Here is a 22,146-nt window from a genome sequence, read left to right as displayed (position 1 = left end):
GAGACCGGAGGCTTTCAGCTTAACCAGAGGCTCAGTGCGCCTTTGACATATCGCCCAGCACTTCTTTCGAAGCGACAGTGGAATCGGCGTTGAGCTTGTAGACCATGGGCACGCCGGTGGCGAGGTTGAGCTTGACAATCTCCTCGCGCGACATGCCGTCGAGGATCATCACCAGCGATCTGAGTGAGTTCCCATGGGCTGCCACCAGAACGGTCTCGCCACGCAACACGCGAGGCAGGATCTCGGTCATATAATAGGGCCAGACGCGCGCACCGGTGTCCTTCAGGCTTTCGCCGCCCGGAGGCGGTACGTCGTAGGACCGGCGCCAGATGTGGACCTGCTCCTCGCCCCACTTCTCGCGCGCGTCGTCCTTGTTGAGGCCGGCCAGGTCGCCGTAGTCACGCTCGTTGAGCGCCTCGTCACGGATGACCTCGAGACCGGTCTGACCGATGCCCTGCATGATGAGATCCAGCGTGCGCTGCGCGCGGATCAGGTTGGAGGTAAAGGCGATATCGAATTTGAGGCCCGTGCCCTTCAGCGCCTCGGCGCCGGTCTTGGCTTCCTCGACGCCGAGCTCGGTGAGATCAGGATCCTTCCACCCCGTAAACAGGTTTTTCAGATTCCATTCGCTTTGGCCGTGGCGGACAAGGACGAGCGTTCCGGACATGATGAATTCCCCTTTTCAAGCAGGTTGGAGTCAGGCGATTAATATCAATGGTCTGCGAGGCCGAGCACATCGAGCATGGAATAGTATCCCGGTTTCTGAGCCCGCGCCCAGAGAGCTGCGCGAACGGCGCCGCGGGCGAAGATCGAGCGGTCGATGGCCCGGTGGGTCAGTTCAACGGTCTCGCCCTCGCCGGCCAGCAGGACTGAATGTTCTCCGATCACCGATCCGCCGCGCAGTGTGGCAAAACCGATTGTGCCCGGCTCGCGCGGTCCGGTGTGGCCGTCGCGGATCCGGACGGAATGCTGGCCGAGACCTATTTCACGACCCTCGGCTGCGGCCTCGCCCAGCAGCAGCGCCGTGCCCGATGGCGCGTCGACCTTGTGGCGGTGGTGCATTTCAAGCACCTCGATGTCCCAATCGCTCGCCTCGAGCGCCTTGGCGGCCTGGCGCACCAGCACCGACAGAAGATTGACGCCAAGGCTCATATTGCCCGACTTGACGATGCGGGCATGGCGCGAGGCGGCATGCAGCCTGGCCTCGTGGCTTTCATCCATGCCTGTGGTGCCGATGACGTGGACGATGCGGGCCTGGGCGGCGAGTTCGGCAAAACCCAACGTCGCTGCGGGTGCCGTGAAATCGAGCACGCCTTCGGCCTGGGCGAAGACCGGAAGCGCGTCATCGGTGACGATGACACCATTGCTGCCCAGCCCCGCCAGTTCGCCAGCATCCTTGCCGAGCGCGTCCGAGCCGGGACGTTCAATGGCCCCGGTCAAATGCACGCCTTCGATGTCGGCGATGGTGCGGATCAGGGCCTGGCCCATGCGGCCGGCGGCACCGACAACGATCAGGCCCATGCTTCCGGTTGGTGTGGTCATGGCTTGGTTCCTTTCGTGTCGGCTGCTGTCTCATGGGCGGTGCCCAGGCCGGACTCTGCCGGGGCGGTGTCGCTTCCGGCCTCGCTGTAGGCCTGGAGCCGCGCATAGAGCCCGTCCCTGTTGGCGCTGAGATCCGCATGGCTTCCAACCTCAACCACCTGGCCTGCCTGCATGACGACAATACGGTCAGCACGGGCAATGGTCGACAGCCGGTGGGCAATCACCAGCACGGTCCGGTTTTGCATGGCGCGTTCGAGCGCCTTCTGCACGGCGGCTTCGGATTCGTTGTCGAGCGCGGAGGTGGCCTCGTCAAGAAGCAGGATCGGTGCATTGCGTACCAGTGCCCGGGCAATCGAGATGCGCTGGCGCTGGCCGCCGGAGAGGTTGACGCCGTTCTCGCCAAGCATGGTGTCATAGCCTTGCGGCTGGGCCAGAATGAACTCGTGCGCATTGGCGAGTTTCGCCGCCTCCTCGATTGCGGCATCGGTTGCTTCGGGCCGGGCATAGCGCAGATTCTCACGGATCGAGCCTTCGAACAGCCACGGCTGCTGCGAGACATAGGCAATCTGTTGGCGCAGGGAGGACTTGGTGACCGATGCAATGTCAGTGCCGTCGATCAGCACCTGACCCGTGACCGGATCATGAAACCGTGGCACCAGCGAAATCAGTGTCGACTTGCCGGCACCCGACGGGCCGACAATGGCCGTGGTCTTGCCGGCTTCGGCGGTAAAGCTCACACCATCGAGCACGATCTCGCCTTCCCCGTAGCCGAAGCCGACATTGCGGAACGCGATCTCGCCGCCACGCACTTCAATGGCGACAGCGTCGGGCTGGTCGCCCTGCGTCGGCTCCTCGTCAAGAATCTCGTAGATCATGCGGGCATTGACGACCGCACGCTCGAGATTGATCTGCAGCCGGGCCAGGCGCCGGGCCGGATCATAGGCGAGCAGCAGCGCGGTGATGAAGGCAAAGAAGGCGCCGGGCAGAACATCGCCATAGATCGACCGGAAAGCCGCGTAGGCGATAACGCCGGAAATGGCGATGCCGGCCACGGTCTCGGTCAGCGGCGAGGTACGCTCGGTCAACCGGGCGATGCGATTGGACCGGCCCTCGGCCGCCTTGATCAGCTTCGCCGTGCGGCGGCTGATCTGCTCTTCCATCGTAAACGCCTTGACGATGGTGATTCCCTGCACCGTCTCCTGCATGGCGGACAGCACCCGGCTGTTGAGATCGATCGATTCGCGGGTGGCGCTCCTGAGCCGTTTAGAAATATAGCGCAGGGCGAGGAGCACCGGTGGCGCGACAACGAACACGATCAGGCTGAGCACGGGATCCTTGGTCACCATGACCACGATCAGGGCTATCAGCGTCAGCAGGTCGCGGGCAAACGAGGTGATGGTCAGGTTCATGACATCGCGGATGCCGGCGACATTCTGCGAAATCTGGGCCGCGATCTGGGCCGAGCGTGTGTCGCCGAAGAAGCTGACGCCGAGGCTCATCAGATGATCGATCAGGCGTTGCTGATAGCGCGCGACGAGATTGTTGCCGACCTGCGCCAGCGCCACCGCCTGGCCGTAGGATGCGGCACCGCGGATCACGAATGCGGCCAGAACCGAGCCGCAGATGAGCCAGATCACATCGGCATTCTTCTTGGCGAAGGCCTCGTTTATGACGGCTTCCATGATCCAGGCCATGAAGGCCGTCGAAGCCGCAACCAGCGCCAGGCAGACGGCGGCGAATACATAGGTCTTGACGTAGTCGCGGCCGTTCTCACGGATGATCCGGCGGATCACCATCGTCAGCGATCCCACATCCTGTTTGATGTTCCTGCCGCGCTTCACGTCTCATCTTCCTGTCAGGCATTCCACGCGAACGCCCTCATACAATCAGCCGGGAATGTCCCCGCACCGTTCATGGCGGCTCTATAACGGGTTGTATCGGGTTTGCCTATGCTTTCCAGCGACGGCCTTCGGTCGCGACGCCGAAACGGACCGGGGTGCGGGCATAGGCCGCAAGGCCCGACAACGCTGCCAGCGGATGGGTGATGACGAATGTCGGGATGGTCTTGAGGATCTGTGAATGCGGCGCCTTGTCTTCGAAAGCCTCGCGAAAGCGCGGCTGATTGAGCGCCGGCAGGATCTTCTGGACGATGCCACCGGCCAGATAGACGCCGCCCCGCGCCATGAAGACCAGCGCCAGGTCACCGGCGACCCGGCCGAGATAGGTGACGAACAGCTCGATTGTCTCGACTGCTGCGGGATCGGAACCGTCGGCCCAGTGCGCCGTGACTTCGGCGGGCGTTTTGGCTGCGGGCTTGACGCCATTGGCCTTGCAGACGGCGCGGTAGATATTCATCATGCCGCGACCACACAGCAATTGCTCGGCGGACACCCGGCCCTCTATGGTTTCATAAAGTGGAAACAGCTCGTAATCGCGCTTGCTGCGCGGGCCCATGTCGACATGGCCGCCTTCTCCGGGCACCGGGAACCAAGTGTGGCGCGCATGCACCAGGCCCGAGACGCCGAGGCCGGTGCCCGGGCCGACCACCACGCGCGAGGTGGAGGGACGGATTTCGCCACCGCCAACTTTCTTCAGATATTCCTGACCGAGCGATGCCGCAGCCAGCCCCTGGGCCTCGAAATCATTGATCACCACCACATTCTCGAACCCGAGATCACTGATCATGACTTTCGGCCGGATCACCCAGTCGCAGTTGGTCAGATCGATCTCATCGCCCTTTATCGGGCCTGCCACCGCCAGGATCGCCGATCGCGGTTGCAACGAAGTCTTGTCGAGCACGCCGGTCTGGATCGCCTCATCGATGGTGGAAAAATCGGCTGTCGCGAGGATCGGGAATTCCTTCGGCTCGGCATAGGCATCGGACAGGATGGCAAAACGGGCATTGGTGCCGCCGATGTCGCCGATCAGAACCGGGAACGCGATTGTGTGGTCGATTTCGTAGGATGTAGGCATGCTCTGTTCCCGTCGGCCTGATAGGGTTGCGGTGCGGCCCAAGAGGCGGCACCGGATCAATTGAACTGACTAGCCAAGCGCTTTGAGCAAGGTGTCAGCCGTGGCACGGTTAAGCGCCATCGGAATATCATAGACGATGGCAAGCCGCATCAGCGCTTTCACATCGACATCATGCGGCATTGCCGTCAGCGGATCGACGAAAAAGATCACCAGGCTGACATCGCCGGTCGCAATCAACGCGCCGATCTGCTGATCACCGCCGAGCGGCCCGCTTTTTAACCGCTGTATCTGCAGCTCCGGACAGGCATCGGCAATCCGGCCACCGGTGGTGCCGGTCGCCACGATCGGAAACCGGGCCAGCGCCTTCTGGTGCGACCGGGCGAAATCAGCCAGATCATCCTTTTTCTGATCATGCGCGATCAGGGCGATGGCTTTGTGAACACTCATGGCGGCTCATCATCCGAAGACCCCTTGTCCAGAGGACGGATCCTTCATTTCAATCGATTTATAGCTTTCTATAGCTTGTCCTCAGCGCAAACAAAAGCCGTTGCCTCTGCGAATTTTCGATGCCGCGATTTACTGGGACCATCTACCTTGCAGGTCGGGGCACCGGAAGCGGGATGCGCCCGGGCAGGGGCAGTGCGGCAAGGCCCGAAACACTGGCGGCATTGGCGTTGGCGCGAGCAATGCGGGCAATCGGGTCTGCGCCCAGGGTCACCTCGGCCTCGGAGGCGGGTCCGGGCGCCATTGCCACCAGCGAGCAGGCCGACGGAAGATCGGAGAGCTGAATCTCACGCTTCTCGGGCTTGGGCCTGGTGTCCTTCTTGGGTTTGGCCGGAGCCCAGGGCTCATCGGTGAACCACCAGGCGAGGGACTTGTCGCAGCCCGGGCCTGGCGGCGGCGGGTTCTGTGATTTGCAGCCGCTGGCGCCGGGCGGGCACTTGATGCGAATGTGGAAATGATAGTGATGGCCGTAATAGGGCCTGATCTTGCTCATGGCAGCACGATCCCCGTCCCAGCTGTCGCAAAGCTTCTTCTTGATGCCGGGATGAACGAAAATCCGTTCGACTTCCGGGTAGCTGGCGGCCCGCATCAACAAGCGGCCATGGGCGGGTGTCCAGACGCGGTCGTCGACATAAAGCGAGTTCCTCTTCAACATCGAGGTGGCGGAGAGATTTTCGCGCTCCGCGGCAGACAGGGTGCGGTCCGGCATCGGGGTGAGCCAGATATCGGCATCGAGACCGATCTGGTGCGAGGCATGGCCAGAGAGCATTGGGCCACCGCGCGGCTGCGCGATATCGCCGACCAGCAGCCCGGGCCAGCCGTCATGAGCTGCCGCCTCGCGCGAGAGCCGCTCCACCAGCGCGATCAGATCGGGATGCCCCCAGCGGCGGTTGCGTGACAGCCGCATCGCCTGCCAGGTCGGCCCGTCGGCAGGAATGGCGATGCCGCCGGCCAGACAGCCCTTGGAATAGAATCCGATGGCGCGGGCCGGCAGGACAGCCGGCAGCTTCGCGGCGCCAAAGACCTGCTTGGCGGGCTGATCAGCCGCAGCCGGGGACACGCCTCCGGCAATGAGCAAGGCTGTGACCAATGCAGCCCGGACAGCTTGACGTATTGCAACAACAAGGCGGCTATCGGTGGTCACGGGCTCGGTCTCCAGGCTCACGGGCGAGGCAGGCAGGCAAATCACCTGTCCCAGACTAGAACATCCTGAGCCCGGACGGAATCGCCTGCAGTGAATATACCCGGGTCGCGTCACCGCACCAATTTTTCACCGGACAAGGATACTGCGAAGCCGAGTGCGGCCACGGTCAGGGCTTGACCCGATAGAGCTGCAACGGCAGGGCCTGCGTGCCGGGAACCGGCTCAAGCCACGCCGGAATGCGCCCCTGACCCAGCTGGGCGTAGAGCCCATCGGGGGCAACCCGGGTGATGCTTGCGACCTGCGGATCCGTCTTGCAGAATGCCACGAGGGTGACACCGGCACCGCGCAGGAACTTGACCGCATCCTTCGGGACGGCCATCGCCGCATGCAGCTCGGTGAGCATGCCACCCTGATTGCGGTGATAAGGCGCGGACAACACCCGGTGGGCGGTAAAGCGCAGGATATGGGCACCCATGTTGGATGGCGAGGCCACAACACCGGCGGGCTCAGCCGCCAAGGCCCGCAGGGCGGCGGCCCCGGTGCAGGCGTTCTCCTCCAGCACGGGAAGGCTTCCGACCTCTTCGCCGGTCACCGTGTTGACGGCCATCGAGAGGAGCGCGCCCGACAGCGCCCAGACGAAGGGCACCGCTGCCAGTGCGGTCCCGGCAAACATCAGGCCCTTACGCAGGTTCTTCTGATCGGCATTGGCGCGGACGCGCATTTCGGCGACCAGGGCCGCCATCGGAATGGCGGAGAGCAGGTTGGCAAACACTGCGCCGCGCACCTGTACCAGCGCGATGGCCCAGGAGACCGCCAGCAATGCCAGAAGCACGCCATAGGCCTGGACGTCGCGGCGCTGACAGATGCGGCGTACGCAGAGCATCATGGCCAGAACCGGCACCAGGTAGAACCCGGCGAGAGACCAGGGCTCGGTAATGGCTTGCGCGAAAACCGACTGGGCTTCGGTCACGCTGCTGAGCCACATGCTGACCAGCAGGGGGTCAAGCGTTGCAAGCGGATTCCCGAGGCATTGCGGCGCAATCAACAACGCAGCGCCGAGGGTGACCGTCCCGGCAAGACCGAGCGCCGTCAGCCGCCATGCAAAATACCGCTCGGAAGTTGCCGACACGGCAAGGAAGAAGCTGCCCGCGCCGATCACTCCGAGAGAATAGAACCCGGTCGACAGCGCATCGCAGGCGACCTCACCATAGCGCGCGGGTGGAACGGTGAGAAAGAACACAGCGCTCAGGGCTGCAGCCATGGCAAGGGCAAAGACCGAGGCCGCGGCTTTCATGTCTCTGCCGATCCAGAGCCACTGGATCGCGACAATAAGGGCTGCGACGAGGATGTGTGGCGTGGTTTCGGCACCGATGGCGATGGCCAGGGCAGCGGCCCCACCGGCGATCGCATGGGCGAGCGGCGGACGTCCCGGCAGCATCAGACAGGCCGCGATGGTGGCAATCAGCCCCAGCTGGACATTGTGGTGGTCGATCGAACCGGGCTGGAAACGGTTGCCGCCAAGCACGAACAGGAAAGCAAGGGCAAGTGCGATCAGGCGGCCGGGCTGGCCGGCCAGAACGTTGCCACCCAGCGCCAGGGCATAGAAAATTGGCAAAGTGGTCAGCAGCGGCCAGACGAACAGGGCCGAGGCTTCCGCCATGACCGGGCCCATGAACAGCGAGAACAGCATCACCAGATTGGCGATCGGAAGGTCGATCAAACGCGACCAGTGCATCAGGGTGCCGCCTTCGAGCCCCAGCCGGTACTGCGTCAGGTCAAACCAGCCCTGGCCTGAGAGCAGGTCGCGTACCTGGACCAGCCGCATCACATCATCATTGTCGGCTCCGACATAGTCGACATAGGTGGCGAAATGCATCCCCGCCGAGGCAATGATGAAGACGACGAAAGTCAGAAGCACGGGCCTGTGCAACGGCGCAAACGGCGAGATGCGGGTACGGTCGCGACTGCCGGTATCTGCAATTCCGGTCCCGCTTTCGGCAGGGCTGGTCTCGGTCACAGGCAACTCCAACGCATAGATTTCTCCCGGTCATTCAACCTAGCCTTAACCTTCTCAAGAAATAGTAAAGCCACGGGCGTGACTGGCCCTCAGCTAACGGGGAACTCCGATGACGGACGGTTTGCTTGATGGCCTGGATATCGCGGTGCTGCTGCCTTGCTACAACGAGGCCGCAACCATCGGCGACGTCGTTGCGGGTTTCCGCGCAGCGCTCCCGAGTGCACGGATCTATGTCTACGACAACAATTCGAAGGACCAGACGGCGCTGCGTGCGGCACTGGCCGGAGCAATCGTCGTGCGCGAACCACGCCAGGGCAAAGGCCACGTGGTCCGGCGGATGTTTTCCGACATCGAGGCCGATATCTACCTGATGGCCGACGGCGACGGCACCTATGCGCCCGAAGACGGGCCGGAGCTGATCCGCACCCTGCTGACCGAGCGCTGCGACATGGTGGTGGGTACGCGCCGCGGCGTAACAGATGATGCGGGCCGGCGCGGCCATGCCTTCGGCAACTCGATCTTCAACACGCTCTACCAGTCCATTTTCGGAAAAGATTTCACTGACATCTTTTCGGGCTACCGGGCCTTCTCGCGCCGCTTTGCCAAGAGCTTTCCGGCCGTCTCGGGCGGTTTCGAGATCGAAACGGAGATGAGCGTGCATGCCTCGGTGCTGAAGCTGCCGGTGACCGAGCTGGCGCTCGATTACGGGCGCAGGCCGGAAGGCTCGCACTCGAAACTGTCGACCTTCAAGGATGGCGCGAAGATCCTATGGATGTTCGCGATGCTGATGAAGGAAACCCGGCCGTTCACATTCTTCTGCTATCTCAGCGGCATTACCGCCGGTATCTCGATGATGTTCATGACGCCGGTGCTCAGCGAGTACTTCGCCACAGGCCTGGTGACGCGGATGCCGACATGGGTGCTGGCCATGGCGCTCATGATGATGGCGCTGATGATCTTCTCGGCCGGTGTGATACTCGATTCCGTGGCCCGCGGACGGGCCGAACAGAAGCATTTCCACTACATGTCGATCGCCCCCACCCGGGTCGACCTGAGCCCCGCTGCCGGGCGCAACGAAACAGCGCCGGCCCCGGCGGAAGCCCTGGCAGTCAGACGTGAGAAACCCAAGCTGGCTTCCTGAGGCCGGGCCTGGTTCTGCGCCTGAAACGCGCCGCACAACCGAACCGGGGCACGGCGCTGTCCTGTGTCAGACTGTTTCCCAGCCATCATGTTTTGCGGCGCGATAGACGGCGTCGATGAATTTCTGGTTGAGTGCCGACTGCTCGAGCGAGAACACCTCGTCATCGCTGCCCCCGACCTTGCGGGCAAAAGCCTCGGCCTGCAGCCGGTACTGGCGCACGCCGCCAAAGCGGAAGGTGGTGGCCTCATGGTGCCCGCGCCGCTCAAGGATGACGGTCGGGTGGCCGTATTCACCCGAATTGAACGGCGCGGTGACCTCGATGTAACCATCTTCGCCATGGAAGACCATGAGCTGGCGCGCCGCCATCTGGGTCGAGCAATAGAAGCTCATCTCGAACTCGCCGAAATCCGCTCTCAGGCTGGCATAGCGGTCGGTGCCGAAATCCGGGTCCATTTCGACGGTCGACTGAACCCTGAGCGGTTCCTTTCCGGTCGAAAACCGGGTGGTGACCGTGGGATAGACGCCGATATCGGGCAGACCGCCGCCGCCGAGCGAAGCGTTGTTGCGCATGTTGGACGGGTCGGTGTTGTAATAGCTGAAGGCGCCCTGGACCTGGCGCAGACGGCCGATGGCGCCCTCACGGATCAGCGCCCGGACCTTGTGCCACTGCGGATGGTAGGTCACCATGAAGGCCTCGCTGACCAACACATTGTTGGCGTCACGGGCAGCGATCAGCGGTGCGATCTCGCTGGCATGCAGCGAGATCGGCTTCTCGCACAGAACATGCTTGCCGGCCTCGGCCGCCTTGATCGACCATTCGATGTGTTGCGACGTCGGCAGGGGAATGTAGATCCCGTCAACCTCATCGGAAGCCAGAAGCTCTTCATAGGAGGCGTAAGCCAGCGGTATGCCGAAGCGGTCGGCCACCGCGCGCGCCCGGGCATGATCGCGGCTGGCGATGGCCGTGACGACGCCATTCTCGGAATCCTGAAATTGCGGGATCACATGATCACGGCCGATCTTGGCCGTGGATAAAATTCCCCATCGAAACATGACTTGCTCCCACAACAGCTATTGCGGCGCCGGCACGCGGCGCCCTTAATCCGCCTGCATTCAAGCCTGCTCCGGGCGGGGCCTGTCAACAGCCGGGTTGCATTCGCCCACCGATTGGATGAATAAGGGACCAAAGACACCCCGGCGCCAAGCCGGCCTGCACAATCGGGCACCCTGCCCCGGAGCCCAAAGGACGGTCTTGCGCGGGTTGACCCTTGCAGGATTGTAAGCAAGGACTTGCACCCCTCAAGTCGGATCCTGACTGCCAACCGAAAGCCGAAACCCGCTTCATGAAAAAACTCACATTCTTCCTGTTTGCGGGCGCCATCGGGTTCGTGGTCGACATGGGGATGCTCTGGCTGCTGATCGAATTCCGGATGCTTGATCCATTCAGCGCCCGGGCCCCGGCCATCGGCGCAGCACTTTTTTGCACCTACATGATCAACCGCACCTTCACTTTCGGCGCCTCGCACCGGAAAGTGGCGGTCGAAGGCGTGCGCTACGGCAGCGTCGGCCTGATTTCGACACTGATCAACTATTGCGTCTATTCGGGCCTGCTTTTAACTCTGCCCGGCCTGTCGCCCTATATAGCGCTGATCTTGGGATCCGGCTCGGCCACTTCGTTTGCTTATCTCGGCTATTCCCGCTTCGTCTTCGGGCGCGGACCGGATCTGTAAGCTCACCGGTCCTGGCCGAGGTCAACCGCTCGAGGCCGCCCGCTCTCGGATTTGGGCAAGTGTCCAGTCGACCAGCAATTCGCCGTCCTGCCAGACCGGTTGCAGAAGATTCTCGCGCTCGCCGATATCCTTGAGCGGCATTGCCACCAGCTTGCCGTTTTCGCGTATCACCGCCTGGCGGTAGCGTTTGGACGCCTTGCCGGGATCGGTTTTCGGGTTCTTGTTGATGCCATGCCACTGGCCGTCACCATCCTGCCGGGCATTGGCCTTCATGGCGAAACGCAGCGTGTCGCGGTTGACTTTCTGCAGGAGGCCGGCGCCCATGCCGAAGGCGATGTTCTCCGCCGACCAGCCCTTGTCCTCGAGCCTGCCGAGGATCAGCCTTATGGTTTCAGGCGTGACGCCGTCGCCCTGGATCACCCGCACGGCCGGATTGAGCACCCTGTAACCCTTGTTGTTGATGGTGAAGCCGAAGATTTCGCCCAGCATCTGCACGGTATCAACGGGCACCCGGGTGGCGTCACCGGAATCGGGACGCACCACCAGCGTGCCGCCCGAGGCCTCGACCTCGGCCTTGAGTTCCTCGCCCCAGATGGTCTTGACCGCGCGGTAGAGATCGTAGGAATCCGAGACCACTGCGACCAGCTTGCCGGGACCGGCGAACTGGGTGAGCATGTTGCGGTAGGCTTCGGTCTCGCGGTCTTCGCCCCAGCTGGTCATGGTCGAATGCTCGGCAGCGGGGATGGAGAAGCCGGCCATGTCCTCATGATAGAACCGACGGGCGTAAACCAGTGCGCTGACGGTGTCGGTGCCCATGAAGCTCACCAGATGGGCGACGCCGCCAATGCCCGCCTGTTCGAGAGAGGTGGCACCGCGGGCGCCGAAATCATGCAGGCGGAACGGCAGGACTTCACCCGGCGCGTCGCAGGTGCGCTCGAGCGAGGCTGAGATGATCTGACGCGCGCCGTGAGAGACAGTCGCGACCGTCGACGGATACCAGACGGCACGCAGAAGCGCCGTTTCGATGAAGGTCGGCAGCCAGAAGAAATCTGGATCGGTGTTCCTCACCTGCACCAGCGGCGTGCCGGCAGGCGCGACCATGCCTTCCGGCAGCGCCTCGATCAGCAACGGGAAATGACCATTGTGGCGGGTGACGATCTTCTCGAAACCCTCACGGTGAAACGGCAGGCCGTGGGCGGTGATCATCGCTTCCGCCTCGTCGACATCGGCCATGGTGATCTGGCGCGCGAGATAGTCCTTCAAAAACATCTGCAGTCCGAAGAACAGCACCTGTTCATGCTTGCCACCGGGCCGCGCCTCGATATAGGCCGAGATCGCCTGGGTTTCGGGCGGATACTGCGCGAAATGCGAGTATTTGTAGCTGTCAGAATTCAGGATCAGGTTCATGGTGGCCATTTCTCATGCGAGTTCGGTTCGCTTATAGACCGCCGGATTGCGGTTCGCCTACCTCGCGGATAAAATTTCCTGGAACGGTCTGGGCAATGACCAGATCAGTACGACCGTGCCCGAATTTTCATCTGATGGGCTTGCCATTTTCCTGGACCAGCGTTATTCAGCATGTGTAACGTTATTACATGACGCCTTCATCAGAAGTGAATTTTCCTCCAAAGTTCGGGGTTCAGACATGAAAAACACATCTATTTCCGGTTTTACCAGGGCTCTCGGGCTCGGCTGCGCAATGCTGCTTACAACAAGCTTGCTGGCAGACGACACAGCTGCACAAGCTGCATCCGACAATAAACATGACCACGCGCATGGGTCCGAGAAGAGCGACGATATCTATCGTGGGTATTTTGAAGACAGCCAGATCAAGGCCCGGACGCTTGCTGACTGGGAGGGCGAGTGGCAGTCGGTTTACCCCTATCTCGTCGACGGCACCCTCGACCCGGTCATGGCCCACAAGGCCGAGAACGGCGACAAGACTGTCGAGGAATACCGCACCTATTACGACACCGGCTACAAGACCGACGTCGAGCGTATCGACATCAAGGGCGATATTCTGACGTTTTACCGGAACGGCAATCCCGCCCAGGCGCATTATGCCTCCGACGGGTACGAGATCCTGACCTACAAGAAGGGCAATCGGGGCGTCCGTTACATCTTCAAGAAGACCACCGGCGACGACGAAGCGCCGATGTTCATCCAGTTCAGCGACCATGCCATCGCGCCCAACAAGGCTGATCATTACCACCTCTATTTCGGCGACGACCGCGTCGCCCTGCTGAACGAACTCAGCAACTGGCCGACCTATTACCCGTCAGACATGACGGGCGACGATATCCTCGCGGAAATGCTGGCGCATTGATTGCCTTAGACAAGCAAGCAATCTGATGAAACAAAGTCGGCGCTCCTTTTACCCAGGAGCGCCGATTTAATTTTGCGCGGATGAGCCTCACCCCGAAACCGGAGTGGTAGACCGCTCATCCCCTGAGTACGCCGCCCGCCGACTTCTCGACATTGGCGATGACGGATTTGGCCAGCTTGTCGAGGTCTTCCTCGGTGAGCGTCCGGTCGCGCGGCTGGATGGTGAGCTCGATGGCGACCGATTTCTTGCCTTCGCCCAGCGACGGGCCTTCGAACAGGTCAAAGACATTGACACTGGTGACCAGCTGCTTGTCAGCGCCCTGGGCCGCACGGATCAGCGTGGCCGCCGGCACGGTGCTGTCGACGACGAAGGCGAAGTCGCGGCGCAGCGCCTGGAAGGCCGAAAGCTCGAGCACAGGCTTGGTACGGGTGGGTTTGCGCTTGGGCTCGGGGATCCTGTCGATGAACACTTCGAAACCGCAGAGCGGGCCGGAAACATCGAGCGCATCGAGCGTGTTGGGGTGAAACTCGCCGAAATGGCCCAGCACCACCTTCGGGCCGAGCTTGATCAGACCGGAACGGCCGGGGTGATACCAGTCCGGCCCGCCCTGCTCGAACTGGACATTTGCCATCGGCAAGCCGCAGGCTTCCAGCGCCGCCAGCGCATCGGCCTTGGCATCGAAGACGCCGACCGGCTTGGCCGCACCATCCCAGTGACGGCCCGAGCCTGCCAGACCGGCCGTGCCCCGGCGGATGCCACCGGCAACCCGGCGATGGCCCTTGGGCGTGTCATCCTCATAGGTGCCGGAAACCTCGAACAGCGCCACGTCGCCATAGCCGCGGGCCGCATTGCGGCCGGCAGCAGCGATCAGTCCCGGCAGCAGCGACGGCCGCATGTCGGACATGTCGGCCGCGATCGGGTTGGCGAGCTTCAGCTCGGGCCTGCCGCCGCCGAACAATTTCGCCTGGTCTCCGGAAATGAACGACCAGGTCACCGCCTCAAGCATGCCGCGCGCCGCCAGCGCCCGCTTGGCTGACCGGGTGCGGATCTGCAGCGTGGTCAGGATCTTCTCGTTGACCGCACCGATTGAAGGCAGCGGCTCGGGCCTGATCTTGTCAACGCCGTGAATGCGCATGACCTCTTCGACCAGATCGGCCTTGCCGTCGATATCCGGACGCCACGACGGCACCTTGACCGAGACGGTTTCACCGGAACCGGATACCTCGAATCCGAGGCCGGTGAGGATGCCGGTTGCCTCCTCGTTGGAGACGGAAAGCCCGGTCAGGCGGCCGACTTCGGCGAAGGGAAATTCGACAACCTTGTTTTCATGCCCCTTGTAACCCTCAACGCGGGCGGCTGCGGCGGTGCCGCCGCACATGTCGAGCACCAGTTCGGTGGTGCGCTCGAGCCCCGGAACCATGTATTCGGGATCGACACCGCGCTCGAAACGGTAGCGTGCATCGGTGATGATGCCATGGCTGCGGCCGGTCTTTGCTATGTTGATCGGATCCCACAGCGCCGACTCAATGAGCACATTGGTGGTGTTCTCGTCGCAGCCGGAATGCTCGCCGCCCATGATGCCGCCGATGGATTCCGGGCCGTTCTCATCGGCGATGATGACATTGCCCGGATTGAGCGTGTAGGTGCGTTCATCAAGCGCCAGGATCTGCTCGCCTTCCTGCGCACGGCGCACCACCAGATCGCCCTTGACCTTGTCGGCGTCAAAGACGTGCATCGGACGGCCCTGATCGAACGTCATGTAGTTGGTGACATCGACCAGTGCGGAGATGGGCCTGAGACCGATGGCGAGAAGCCGCTTCTGCATCCATTTCGGGCTCGGGCCGTTCTTCACACCGCGCACCAGCCGCCAGGCAAAGCCCGGGCAAAGGCTCTCGTCATCGAGCTCGATCCTGATGTTTTGCGTGGTCGCGCCTTCGACCGCGAAGCTCGGGGCTTGAGGGGTCTTGAGAGTGCCCAGGCCGGAGGCTGCCAGATCGCGGGCGATGCCGAAGATCGAGGTGCAGTCGGGACGGTTCGGCGTCAGGTTGATCTCGATGACCGGGTCATCAAGCCCGGCATAGGCGGCAAAGGACGTGCCGACCGGCGCGTCTTCCGGCAGATCGATGATGCCGTCATGGTCGTCGGACATGTCGAGCTCGCGTTCGGAGCACATCATGCCGTGGCTTTCGACGCCGCGAATCTTGCCGACCGACAGGGTCACGTCGATGCCAGGCACATAGGTGCCGGGCTCGGCGAGCGCGCCGATCAGCCCGGCGCGGGCATTGGGCGCGCCGCAGACGATCTGCACCGGCTTGCCGTCGCCCTTGTCGACCATCAGCACGCGGAGCTTGTCGGCGTCGGGATGCTGTTCGGCGGAGATCACCCTGGCGATGGTGAACGGCTTGTAGGCCGCCTTGTCGTCGACATCCTCGACCTCGAGACCGATCGCCGTCAGGTGCTCGCAGATCTGCTCCAGCGTGGCGTCGGTCTCAAGGTGATCCTTGAGCCAGGAGAGTGTGAATTTCATCAGTCTTGTCCAGTCATGATTGGGAGCGCTTTACGGAAACCCCGTCGAAGCGCCGGAGATCATCGGTCATGTGGAGGAATGGCAATTGCCGGGCGACAAAGGCATGCGATGTGGGCGGATAGCGTTCCGGTTCGTCCATGAAGCCCAACGCCAGATAGACCTCCTCTGGCAAACGGACGTCGGTGTAACCGATCTGGCTGCCGCAGTGGCCACAGAAACTGCGCTCCACCCCGCCGGCGCCGCGCCAGGTCTTCGGTTCACCGAACCATGTCAGGTCGTCCTTGCGAAAGCCGACATAGGCCATGACCGGCGCACCGGTCTGCTTGCGGCAATCCCGGCAATGGCAATAGGACTGCCAGACGGGCTCGCCCGAGCTTTCGGCCGAGATCAGTCCGCAACGGCAGGATCCCTGGTGCTTGCTCACCCGCTCAGCCCCCCGAACAGCGTCGGCATGTCGAGCGGGCGGAAGCCGTAATGGTTGATCCAGCGCACGTCGGCATCAAAGTAATCGCGCAGATCGGGCATGCCATATTTCAGCGTGGCGATGCGGTCGATGCCCAGGCCCCAGGCAAAGCCCTGATACTCGTCCGGATCAAGCCCGCCGGCCCGCAGCACGTTGGGGTGCACCATGCCGCAGCCGAGGATCTCCATCCAGTCGGTGCCTTCGCCGAACTTGACGATCGGACCGGAGGTACGGTCGCACTGGATATCGACCTCGAACGAGGGCTCGGTGAAGGGGAAGAACGACGGCCGGAAGCGCATGGTGACATCATCGACCTCGAAGAAAGCCTTGCAGAACTCTTCCAGCACCCAGCGCAAATTGGCAACATTGGCGGTCTTGTCGATCACCAGGCCCTCGAGCTGATGGAACATCGGCGAGTGGGTGGCATCGGAATCCTGCCGGTAGGTCTTTCCCGGAATGACGATACGGATCGGCGGCTTTTCCGCCTCCATGGTGCGGATCTGCACCGGCGAGGTGTGGGTACGCAGCACCTTGCGCTCACCCTTTTCATCCGGCTGGAAGAAGAAGGTGTCGTGCATTTCGCGCGCCGGGTGGCCGTCGGGGAAGTTGAGCGCGGTGAAATTGTAGTAGTCGGTCTCGATGTCCGGACCTTCGGCAATCGAGAAGCCCATGTCGGCAAAAATCGCGGTGATCTCGTCGATGACCTGGCTGATCGGGTGAATGCGGCCACGCTCCGCTGGCGAGGAACGCACCGGCAGGCTGACATCGACGGTTTCGCGGGCCAGGCGCTCGGTGATGGCGGCATTGCGAAGCTCGGTCTTGCGGGCGGCGATGGCGTCGGCCACGCGCGCCTTCAGGCCGTTGATGGCGGGGCCTGCTTCCTGGCGCTCTTCCGGAGTCATCTTGCCCAGCCCCTTGAGCAATTCGGAAACGGACCCCTTCTTGCCGAGTGCAGCGACGCGAACGGCTTCGATAGCCGCCTCGTCCGCGCTGGCGGCGATCTCGCCCATGATGGAGGTTTCAAGCGTCTGGTACTGACTCATGATCTCTGACTACCTGTATTTTCTGGCCCTATCTGGCGGGCGCCGGACCCGTGCTTAAACGAATTGCGACGCGTGGGAAACAGGCGATTGCCCGGTTGGAAAACGAAGAATCCCGCGCCAGCCGTGCCAGCGCGGGATCCCAAAATTCATATTCTGCGGGAAACGCTGGCTTAGGCGACAGCGCTTTCAAACTCGTTCGGAGTCTTGTCCTTGAGGTATTCGAGCGCCTTCTTCGAGGCGGCAACCAGAACACCGAATGCTTCCGCATCATGGATCGCCATGTCAGAAAGAACCTTGCGGTCAACCTCGATGCCGGCCTTGGTCAGACCGTCGATGAAACGGCCGTAGGTGAGGCCGTGCTCGCGCGCAGCTGCGTTGATTCGCTGTACCCAGAGGGCGCGGAAATTGCGCTTGCGGACCTTGCGGTCGCGGTAAGCGTACTGCATCGACTTGTCGACGGCAGCCTTCGCGGCGCGGATGGTATTCTTGCGGCGTCCGTAAAAGCCCTTGGCTTTCTTCAGAACCTTCTTGTGTTTTGCATGGGCGGTTACGCCCCGTTTTACGCGTGCCATATCGTGATATCCTTAAAACGCTGGTCCCGGCTCTGCTTACAGGCCGTTGGGGAGGAACTTCTTGACGATCTTGGCGTCGGGTTCAGCGAGAACCATGGTGCCGCGTGCGTCGCGAATGAACTTGTTGGACCGCTTGATCATGCCATGGCGCTTGCCGGCGGCTGCTGCGAGGACCTTGCCGCTCGCAGTGATCTTGAATCGCTTCTTGGCAGACGATTTCGTCTTCATCTTGGGCATTTCGCTACTCCTTGTCAGACCGCTTGGGTGCCGGGGTGACACTGCAGGGTCATTTCTTGTTGGGTGAGACAAAGAGGCGAAGCCCCTCTTCGTCTAGCGTTGGAAACCGCCTCGGCATGCCCTGCCGGCCGGTTTGAACGCGCGCCTTATAGCTCCGGCTTGGCAAAAGCGCAACGGGCATTGCAAGGATTCATCCCGATTAAAGCAAAAACCGGCCAGGCATCAGCCGGACCGGTCTGCATCGGACGGGTGAAGCTGTTACTTCGGCGCCAGCACCATCATCATCTGACGGCCTTCAAGCTTCGGCTCGGCTTCGACCTTGGCGATCTCGACGGTGTCGTCTCTGACCTTGTTGAGCAGTTTCATGCCCAGTTCCATATGGGCCATCTCACGGCCACGGAAACGCAAGGTCACCTTGACCTTGTCGCCCTCATCGAAAAAGCGGTTCATGGCCCGCATCTTCACCTCGTAATCATGGGTGTCGATGTTGGGGCGCATCTTGATTTCCTTGACCTCGACGGTCTTCTGCTTCTTGCGCGCCTCGGAGGCCTTCTTCTGCGACTGGTATTTCAGCTTGCCCAGATCAACGATCTTGCAAACCGGGATATCGCCGTTGGAATTGATCTCGACGAGGTCGAGGCCGGCTTCTTCGGCCAGGCCCAGCGCTTGCTCGGTCGGCACGACGCCATGGTTCTGGCCTTCGGCGTCAATAAGCTGGACCTGCGGGGCCCGGATATTCTGGTTTGCGCGGGGGCCTTCGTTTACGGTTGGCGGCGCTCTGAATGGTCTGCGAATGGCTTTGGTCTCCTGATTAACTCTTACGGTCCAGCCGGTGGCTGCGCACGAGTATATATGTCCCGAGCGCAATGTCGTCATCAGCTGGCCGGTGTCAATAGCATGGCTTTGCGAAAAAATCACCATCGGCCCGGCAAAGCGGCGGCGAATCTTGTAAAAGGCGCCTCAACGAGACAATGGGAGTCGAACCAGCATGACGGAACCGGTCGCCAGCAACCTCGAGGTGGGCAAGGGCGAGGATGTACGATCCATCGCGGCGCTGACCCGCGCTGCAACACCAGAAGGCACAGGAATGCCGGGCGTGGTCTGGCTCGGTGGTTACCGTTCGGACATGACCGGCTCAAAGGCCGAAGCGCTGTGCCGGCAGGCCGGCAGCAAGGGGCAGGCTTGCCTCAGGTTTGACTATTCCGGCCATGGGGCTTCCGGCGGCAGCTTCCGCGAAGGCACGATCTCGCGCTGGCTCGAAGAGAGCCTTGCAGCATTCGAGCACTATACCAAGGGCCCGCAGATCCTGGTCGGCTCGTCGATGGGCGGCTGGATCGGGCTTCGCATGGTCCAGGAACTCAACGCGCGCGGACAGGGCGACCGGATCGCCGGCCTGGTGCTGATTGCACCGGCGCCGGATTTCACGCTGGAACTGATGGAGCCGGAGCTCACCGATGAACAGCGCGCCGCGCTTGAGCGCGATGGTTATTACGAGGAGCCTACGCCTTACGGGCCGGATCCGAACGTGTTTACCAGGGCGCTGTTCGAAGACGGGCGCAAGAACCGGGTTCTCGACGGACTGATCGACACCGGGGCGCCGGTTCATATCATCCAGGGCATGGCTGACCCGGATGTACCGTGGGGCCACGCCTTGCGGCTGCTCGAACACCTGCCGTCAGAGAACGTTACCCTGACCTTCATAAGGGACGGCGATCACCGGCTGTCGCGGGACGAAGACATCGCCCGCATTCTCGCTGCCGTGGACGGGATCGCCGAACACGCCTGACCCCGGACCGGACCCTGACGGGTTGTCCGCAACCGGCCTGCCGCCGCTTCAGTGGCGCATTTCCGACCGGCAGCGGGACGACAGAGAAGACGCTGTAACCCGGGCCCTGCCGCAAAGCTGTGATCGAAATGCCTCGGCCGGTAACCATGTCCGGACAAGACGCGGCCGCGCAATTGACTCTTCCGCCCATCCGACATTAACTCTTTGTTAACGAAACGAGACGGCGTGGAGTAGACCGGCGATGTTGCGCGGACCGGCACAAGCAAAGCGGGCAATGATTGCCCTGTTGGCATCCTTTGTGTTGCCCGCGGGAGCCTTCGCCTCGGGCCTCTCGATGCAGGTTGGCCGGATCACCTCGCAGCCCATCGGCCACTACGAATTCTGCAAGAAGTTCAGCGCGGAATGCGCCCCCGTGAACGGATCGGGTGCGGCGCCAAAAGTCACCGACTACGGCTGGGACGTGATCCGCGAAATCAACCGTGCGGTCAATTTCTCGGTGATGCCGAAAACCGACCTGGAGCTGTTCGGCAAGGAAGAAGTGTGGACCTATCCCACCATTGCCGGGGACTGCGAGGACTATGTTCTGCTCAAGCGGCACATGCTGATCGAGCGCGGGTTTTCTCCCTCGGATGTCCTCATCACGGTGGTGCGCAAGCCGGATGGCGAAGGCCATGCGGTACTCACCCTGCGAACCTCGGAAGGTGATTTCGTGCTCGACAATCTGGTCGATGAGGTCAAGAGCTGGCGCAAGACGCCCTACAGCTACCTCAAGCGCCAGGCATCGACGAATTCCGGGCGCTGGGTCACCATCGAGAACGGATCAGACGTTCTGGTCGGCGCGCTCAAGTAAACATCCCGATGCATGCCATATTGCTGAGTGCTCAGCCGTCCGCGGCGGCAGGGTGCCCAAGTGCCAATGCGCGGTTCTCGATGATGCGAAGCGCCAGGGAGGCAGCTACGCCGATCACGGCAATGAGCATGAGCAGGAGGAAGGCCATCCCGATTCCGGAATGGGAAATTACCAGCGCGGTGCACACCGGGGCACCGGCCATCGCCAGCAGGCGGACGGTGGCAAGGTTGCCGGTCATGGCGCCGTAACCCTCGGTGCCGAACAACCGGGCCGGCAAAATCGCGCGGGAGATGAAATTCAGACCCTGACCGATGCCGAAACTGACGGCAAAGGCAATCACGATCAGCTCTCCATCGATCCACAGCCCCGCTGCAAGGCATGCGAGGCCAAGCAGCAGGGCCGCACTCGAAATCACCCCGACGACAGAGGACGCAACCCGCTCACCGGTCAGCATTTCGACAAGCCTCGCTGCGACCTGCATCGGTCCGATGACGGCCCCCGCCAATGCCGCAAGCGCAGGCCCCCGCCCCATCTGGTCAAGGATGAGAAAGAAGGATGTGTGGACCGCCGACATCAGGAAACTGCCGCCGGCAAAGGCGATCGCCATGAACAGGAATGCAGGGGCTCGTTTGCCGGGCCCGAGCAGGCCCGGATCTCGATTCGAGACCGGGATTGGCTCTGTCAGCTCAAGTGCTCTGGTCCGGCCCGGAATTGCGGCATGGATCGGCAGGGCCACGAGAACATTGATCGCGGCGAGAACCAGGCAGACGCTACGCCAGTCCATGAAGCCGAGCAGCCAGTGAATCAGCGGCCAGAAAACGGTGGATGCAAAACCCGCAACAAGCGTAACATGAGCAATCGGGCGCCGCGCATGACGGCCGTGGATTGCCGTCAGGGCGGCAAAGCCAGTCTCATACTGCACCATCCGCGCACCCAGCTCGATAATCAGCATGGCGACAATGAAGGCGGCCATAGAATGAACCGCCGACAGGTTGACGAGAGCAAGAGCTGCCAGGCAGGATCCCGCTACCATGACCGGACGGGCACCGAACCTGTCCATCGCCCGCCCGACCAGCGAGGCGGTCACGGCGCTGGTCAGCAACGCAACGGAAAAAACCCCGAAAACGAAACTGTTGCTCCAGCCCTGGCCGCGGGCGATTTCGGGTCCCAGAATGGCAAAGGGATAGTAAAGTGTTCCATAACCGATGGTCATGGAAACCCCTATCAGCAGCGTCAACGGCTCGACGCGGCGCCCCGGGCTGGTCACCTCGCCATCCGGCAAATGACAGCG

21 protein-coding genes are annotated in these 22,146 nt (G+C 62.2%); 5 read left to right on the top strand and 16 right to left on the bottom strand.

All coding sequences use genetic code 11. The features are described 5' to 3' along the window. Nucleotides 1-31: 31 nt before the first annotated feature. The 7 genes from CRO46_RS13670 to CRO46_RS13640 all read right to left on the bottom strand — a co-directional run bounded on the left by CRO46_RS13670 (nucleotide 32) and on the right by CRO46_RS13640 (nucleotide 8,180). Nucleotides 32-667 carry a 2,3-bisphosphoglycerate-dependent phosphoglycerate mutase gene (locus CRO46_RS13670; protein WP_097108355.1) on the bottom strand — a complete coding sequence of 212 codons (636 nt, stop codon included), beginning with the start codon at nucleotides 665-667 and terminating at the stop codon, nucleotides 32-34. Nucleotides 668-711: 44 nt separating this feature from the next. Then, nucleotides 712-1,521 (bottom strand): 4-hydroxy-tetrahydrodipicolinate reductase, encoded by an 810-nt coding sequence (dapB, locus tag CRO46_RS13665; RefSeq protein WP_097108676.1) that lies wholly within the window; start codon nucleotides 1,519-1,521, stop codon nucleotides 712-714. Nucleotides 1,522-1,538: 17 nt separating this feature from the next. Then, nucleotides 1,539-3,338 (bottom strand): ABC transporter ATP-binding protein, encoded by a 1,800-nt coding sequence (locus tag CRO46_RS13660; RefSeq protein ID WP_097108675.1) that lies wholly within the window; start codon nucleotides 3,336-3,338, stop codon nucleotides 1,539-1,541. Nucleotides 3,339-3,489: 151 nt separating this feature from the next. Next, the gene (locus CRO46_RS13655) at nucleotides 3,490-4,515 is read right to left on the bottom strand and encodes a glucokinase (protein WP_097108354.1); all 1,026 of its coding nucleotides are present in this window, start codon (nucleotides 4,513-4,515) and stop codon (nucleotides 3,490-3,492) included. A gap of 69 nt (nucleotides 4,516-4,584) precedes the next feature. Continuing rightward, complete coding sequence (locus CRO46_RS13650) at nucleotides 4,585-4,962, bottom strand: methylglyoxal synthase (RefSeq protein WP_097108353.1); 378 nt, start codon at nucleotides 4,960-4,962, stop codon at nucleotides 4,585-4,587. A 142-nt stretch (nucleotides 4,963-5,104) separates the two neighbouring features. Next, the gene (mepA, locus tag CRO46_RS13645) at nucleotides 5,105-6,163 is read right to left on the bottom strand and encodes a penicillin-insensitive murein endopeptidase (protein ID WP_097108674.1); all 1,059 of its coding nucleotides are present in this window, start codon (nucleotides 6,161-6,163) and stop codon (nucleotides 5,105-5,107) included. A gap of 166 nt (nucleotides 6,164-6,329) precedes the next feature. Continuing rightward, entirely contained in the window at nucleotides 6,330-8,180 is a 1,851-nt protein-coding gene (locus tag CRO46_RS13640) for a hypothetical protein (RefSeq protein WP_143439050.1), read from the bottom strand. 109 nt (nucleotides 8,181-8,289) lie between these two features. Between CRO46_RS13640 and CRO46_RS13635 the strand changes: the two genes are divergently transcribed. Continuing rightward, the gene (locus tag CRO46_RS13635) at nucleotides 8,290-9,321 is read left to right on the top strand and encodes a glycosyltransferase (RefSeq protein ID WP_097108351.1); all 1,032 of its coding nucleotides are present in this window, start codon (nucleotides 8,290-8,292) and stop codon (nucleotides 9,319-9,321) included. A 66-nt stretch (nucleotides 9,322-9,387) separates the two neighbouring features. On the opposite strand, the gene CRO46_RS13630 is transcribed toward CRO46_RS13635, so the two are convergent. Continuing rightward, nucleotides 9,388-10,374 (bottom strand): Gfo/Idh/MocA family protein, encoded by a 987-nt coding sequence (locus CRO46_RS13630; RefSeq protein ID WP_097108350.1) that lies wholly within the window; start codon nucleotides 10,372-10,374, stop codon nucleotides 9,388-9,390. Nucleotides 10,375-10,664: 290 nt separating this feature from the next. On the opposite strand from CRO46_RS13630, the gene CRO46_RS13625 reads away from it, so the two are divergent. Next, nucleotides 10,665-11,051, top strand: a complete 387-nt coding sequence (locus CRO46_RS13625; RefSeq protein ID WP_097108349.1) for a GtrA family protein — start codon at nucleotides 10,665-10,667, stop codon at nucleotides 11,049-11,051. A gap of 21 nt (nucleotides 11,052-11,072) precedes the next feature. On the opposite strand, the gene CRO46_RS13620 is transcribed toward CRO46_RS13625, so the two are convergent. Beyond that, nucleotides 11,073-12,458 (bottom strand): nicotinate phosphoribosyltransferase, encoded by a 1,386-nt coding sequence (locus CRO46_RS13620; RefSeq protein WP_097108673.1) that lies wholly within the window; start codon nucleotides 12,456-12,458, stop codon nucleotides 11,073-11,075. Nucleotides 12,459-12,696: 238 nt separating this feature from the next. Here CRO46_RS13620 and CRO46_RS13615 point away from each other — a divergent pair, with 238 nt between their 5' ends. Then, entirely contained in the window at nucleotides 12,697-13,377 is a 681-nt protein-coding gene (locus CRO46_RS13615) for a ZinT family metal-binding protein (RefSeq protein WP_097108348.1), read from the top strand. A gap of 115 nt (nucleotides 13,378-13,492) precedes the next feature. Here the strand turns inward: CRO46_RS13615 and pheT are convergent, their stop codons facing one another. The 6 genes from pheT to infC all read right to left on the bottom strand — a co-directional run bounded on the left by pheT (nucleotide 13,493) and on the right by infC (nucleotide 19,014). Continuing rightward, complete coding sequence (gene pheT / locus CRO46_RS13610) at nucleotides 13,493-15,904, bottom strand: phenylalanine--tRNA ligase subunit beta (protein WP_097108347.1); 2,412 nt, start codon at nucleotides 15,902-15,904, stop codon at nucleotides 13,493-13,495. A gap of 13 nt (nucleotides 15,905-15,917) precedes the next feature. Beyond that, complete coding sequence (locus CRO46_RS13605) at nucleotides 15,918-16,328, bottom strand: GFA family protein (RefSeq protein ID WP_179759064.1); 411 nt, start codon at nucleotides 16,326-16,328, stop codon at nucleotides 15,918-15,920. Next, nucleotides 16,325-17,410, bottom strand: coding sequence for a phenylalanine--tRNA ligase subunit alpha (gene pheS, locus CRO46_RS13600; protein WP_097108345.1), 1,086 nt, complete (start codon nucleotides 17,408-17,410; stop codon nucleotides 16,325-16,327). Before pheS ends, CRO46_RS13605 begins: the two co-directional genes overlap by 4 nt. A 170-nt stretch (nucleotides 17,411-17,580) precedes the next feature. Then, nucleotides 17,581-17,982, bottom strand: coding sequence for a 50S ribosomal protein L20 (rplT, locus tag CRO46_RS13595; protein ID WP_097108344.1), 402 nt, complete (start codon nucleotides 17,980-17,982; stop codon nucleotides 17,581-17,583). Nucleotides 17,983-18,018: 36 nt separating this feature from the next. Continuing rightward, the gene (rpmI, locus tag CRO46_RS13590; protein WP_097108343.1) at nucleotides 18,019-18,219 is read right to left on the bottom strand and encodes a 50S ribosomal protein L35; all 201 of its coding nucleotides are present in this window, start codon (nucleotides 18,217-18,219) and stop codon (nucleotides 18,019-18,021) included. A 258-nt stretch (nucleotides 18,220-18,477) separates the two neighbouring features. Beyond that, nucleotides 18,478-19,014, bottom strand: a complete 537-nt coding sequence (gene infC, locus CRO46_RS13585; RefSeq protein ID WP_179759082.1) for a translation initiation factor IF-3 — start codon at nucleotides 19,012-19,014, stop codon at nucleotides 18,478-18,480. Between the two features lie 193 nt (nucleotides 19,015-19,207). On the opposite strand from infC, the gene CRO46_RS13580 reads away from it, so the two are divergent. Together CRO46_RS13580 and CRO46_RS13575 are read left to right on the top strand one after the other, a co-directional pair. Continuing rightward, nucleotides 19,208-20,005, top strand: a complete 798-nt coding sequence (locus CRO46_RS13580) for an alpha/beta hydrolase (RefSeq protein ID WP_097108342.1) — start codon at nucleotides 19,208-19,210, stop codon at nucleotides 20,003-20,005. Between the two features lie 241 nt (nucleotides 20,006-20,246). Continuing rightward, nucleotides 20,247-20,855: a transglutaminase-like cysteine peptidase gene (locus CRO46_RS13575; RefSeq protein WP_097108341.1), complete on the top strand. Its 609-nt coding sequence runs from the start codon at nucleotides 20,247-20,249 to the stop codon at nucleotides 20,853-20,855. Nucleotides 20,856-20,886: 31 nt separating this feature from the next. On the opposite strand, the gene CRO46_RS13570 is transcribed toward CRO46_RS13575, so the two are convergent. Then, complete coding sequence (locus CRO46_RS13570; RefSeq protein ID WP_143439049.1) at nucleotides 20,887-22,068, bottom strand: MFS transporter; 1,182 nt, start codon at nucleotides 22,066-22,068, stop codon at nucleotides 20,887-20,889. Nucleotides 22,069-22,146: the final 78 nt, after the last annotated feature.

Origin of the sequence: Parahoeflea halophila (assembly GCF_900220985.1) — a bacterium.
Lineage (GTDB): Bacteria > Pseudomonadota > Alphaproteobacteria > Rhizobiales > Rhizobiaceae > Hoeflea > Hoeflea halophila.
Note: the sequence above shows the minus strand (reverse complement) of the source record. Positions and strands in the feature narration are given on the sequence as shown.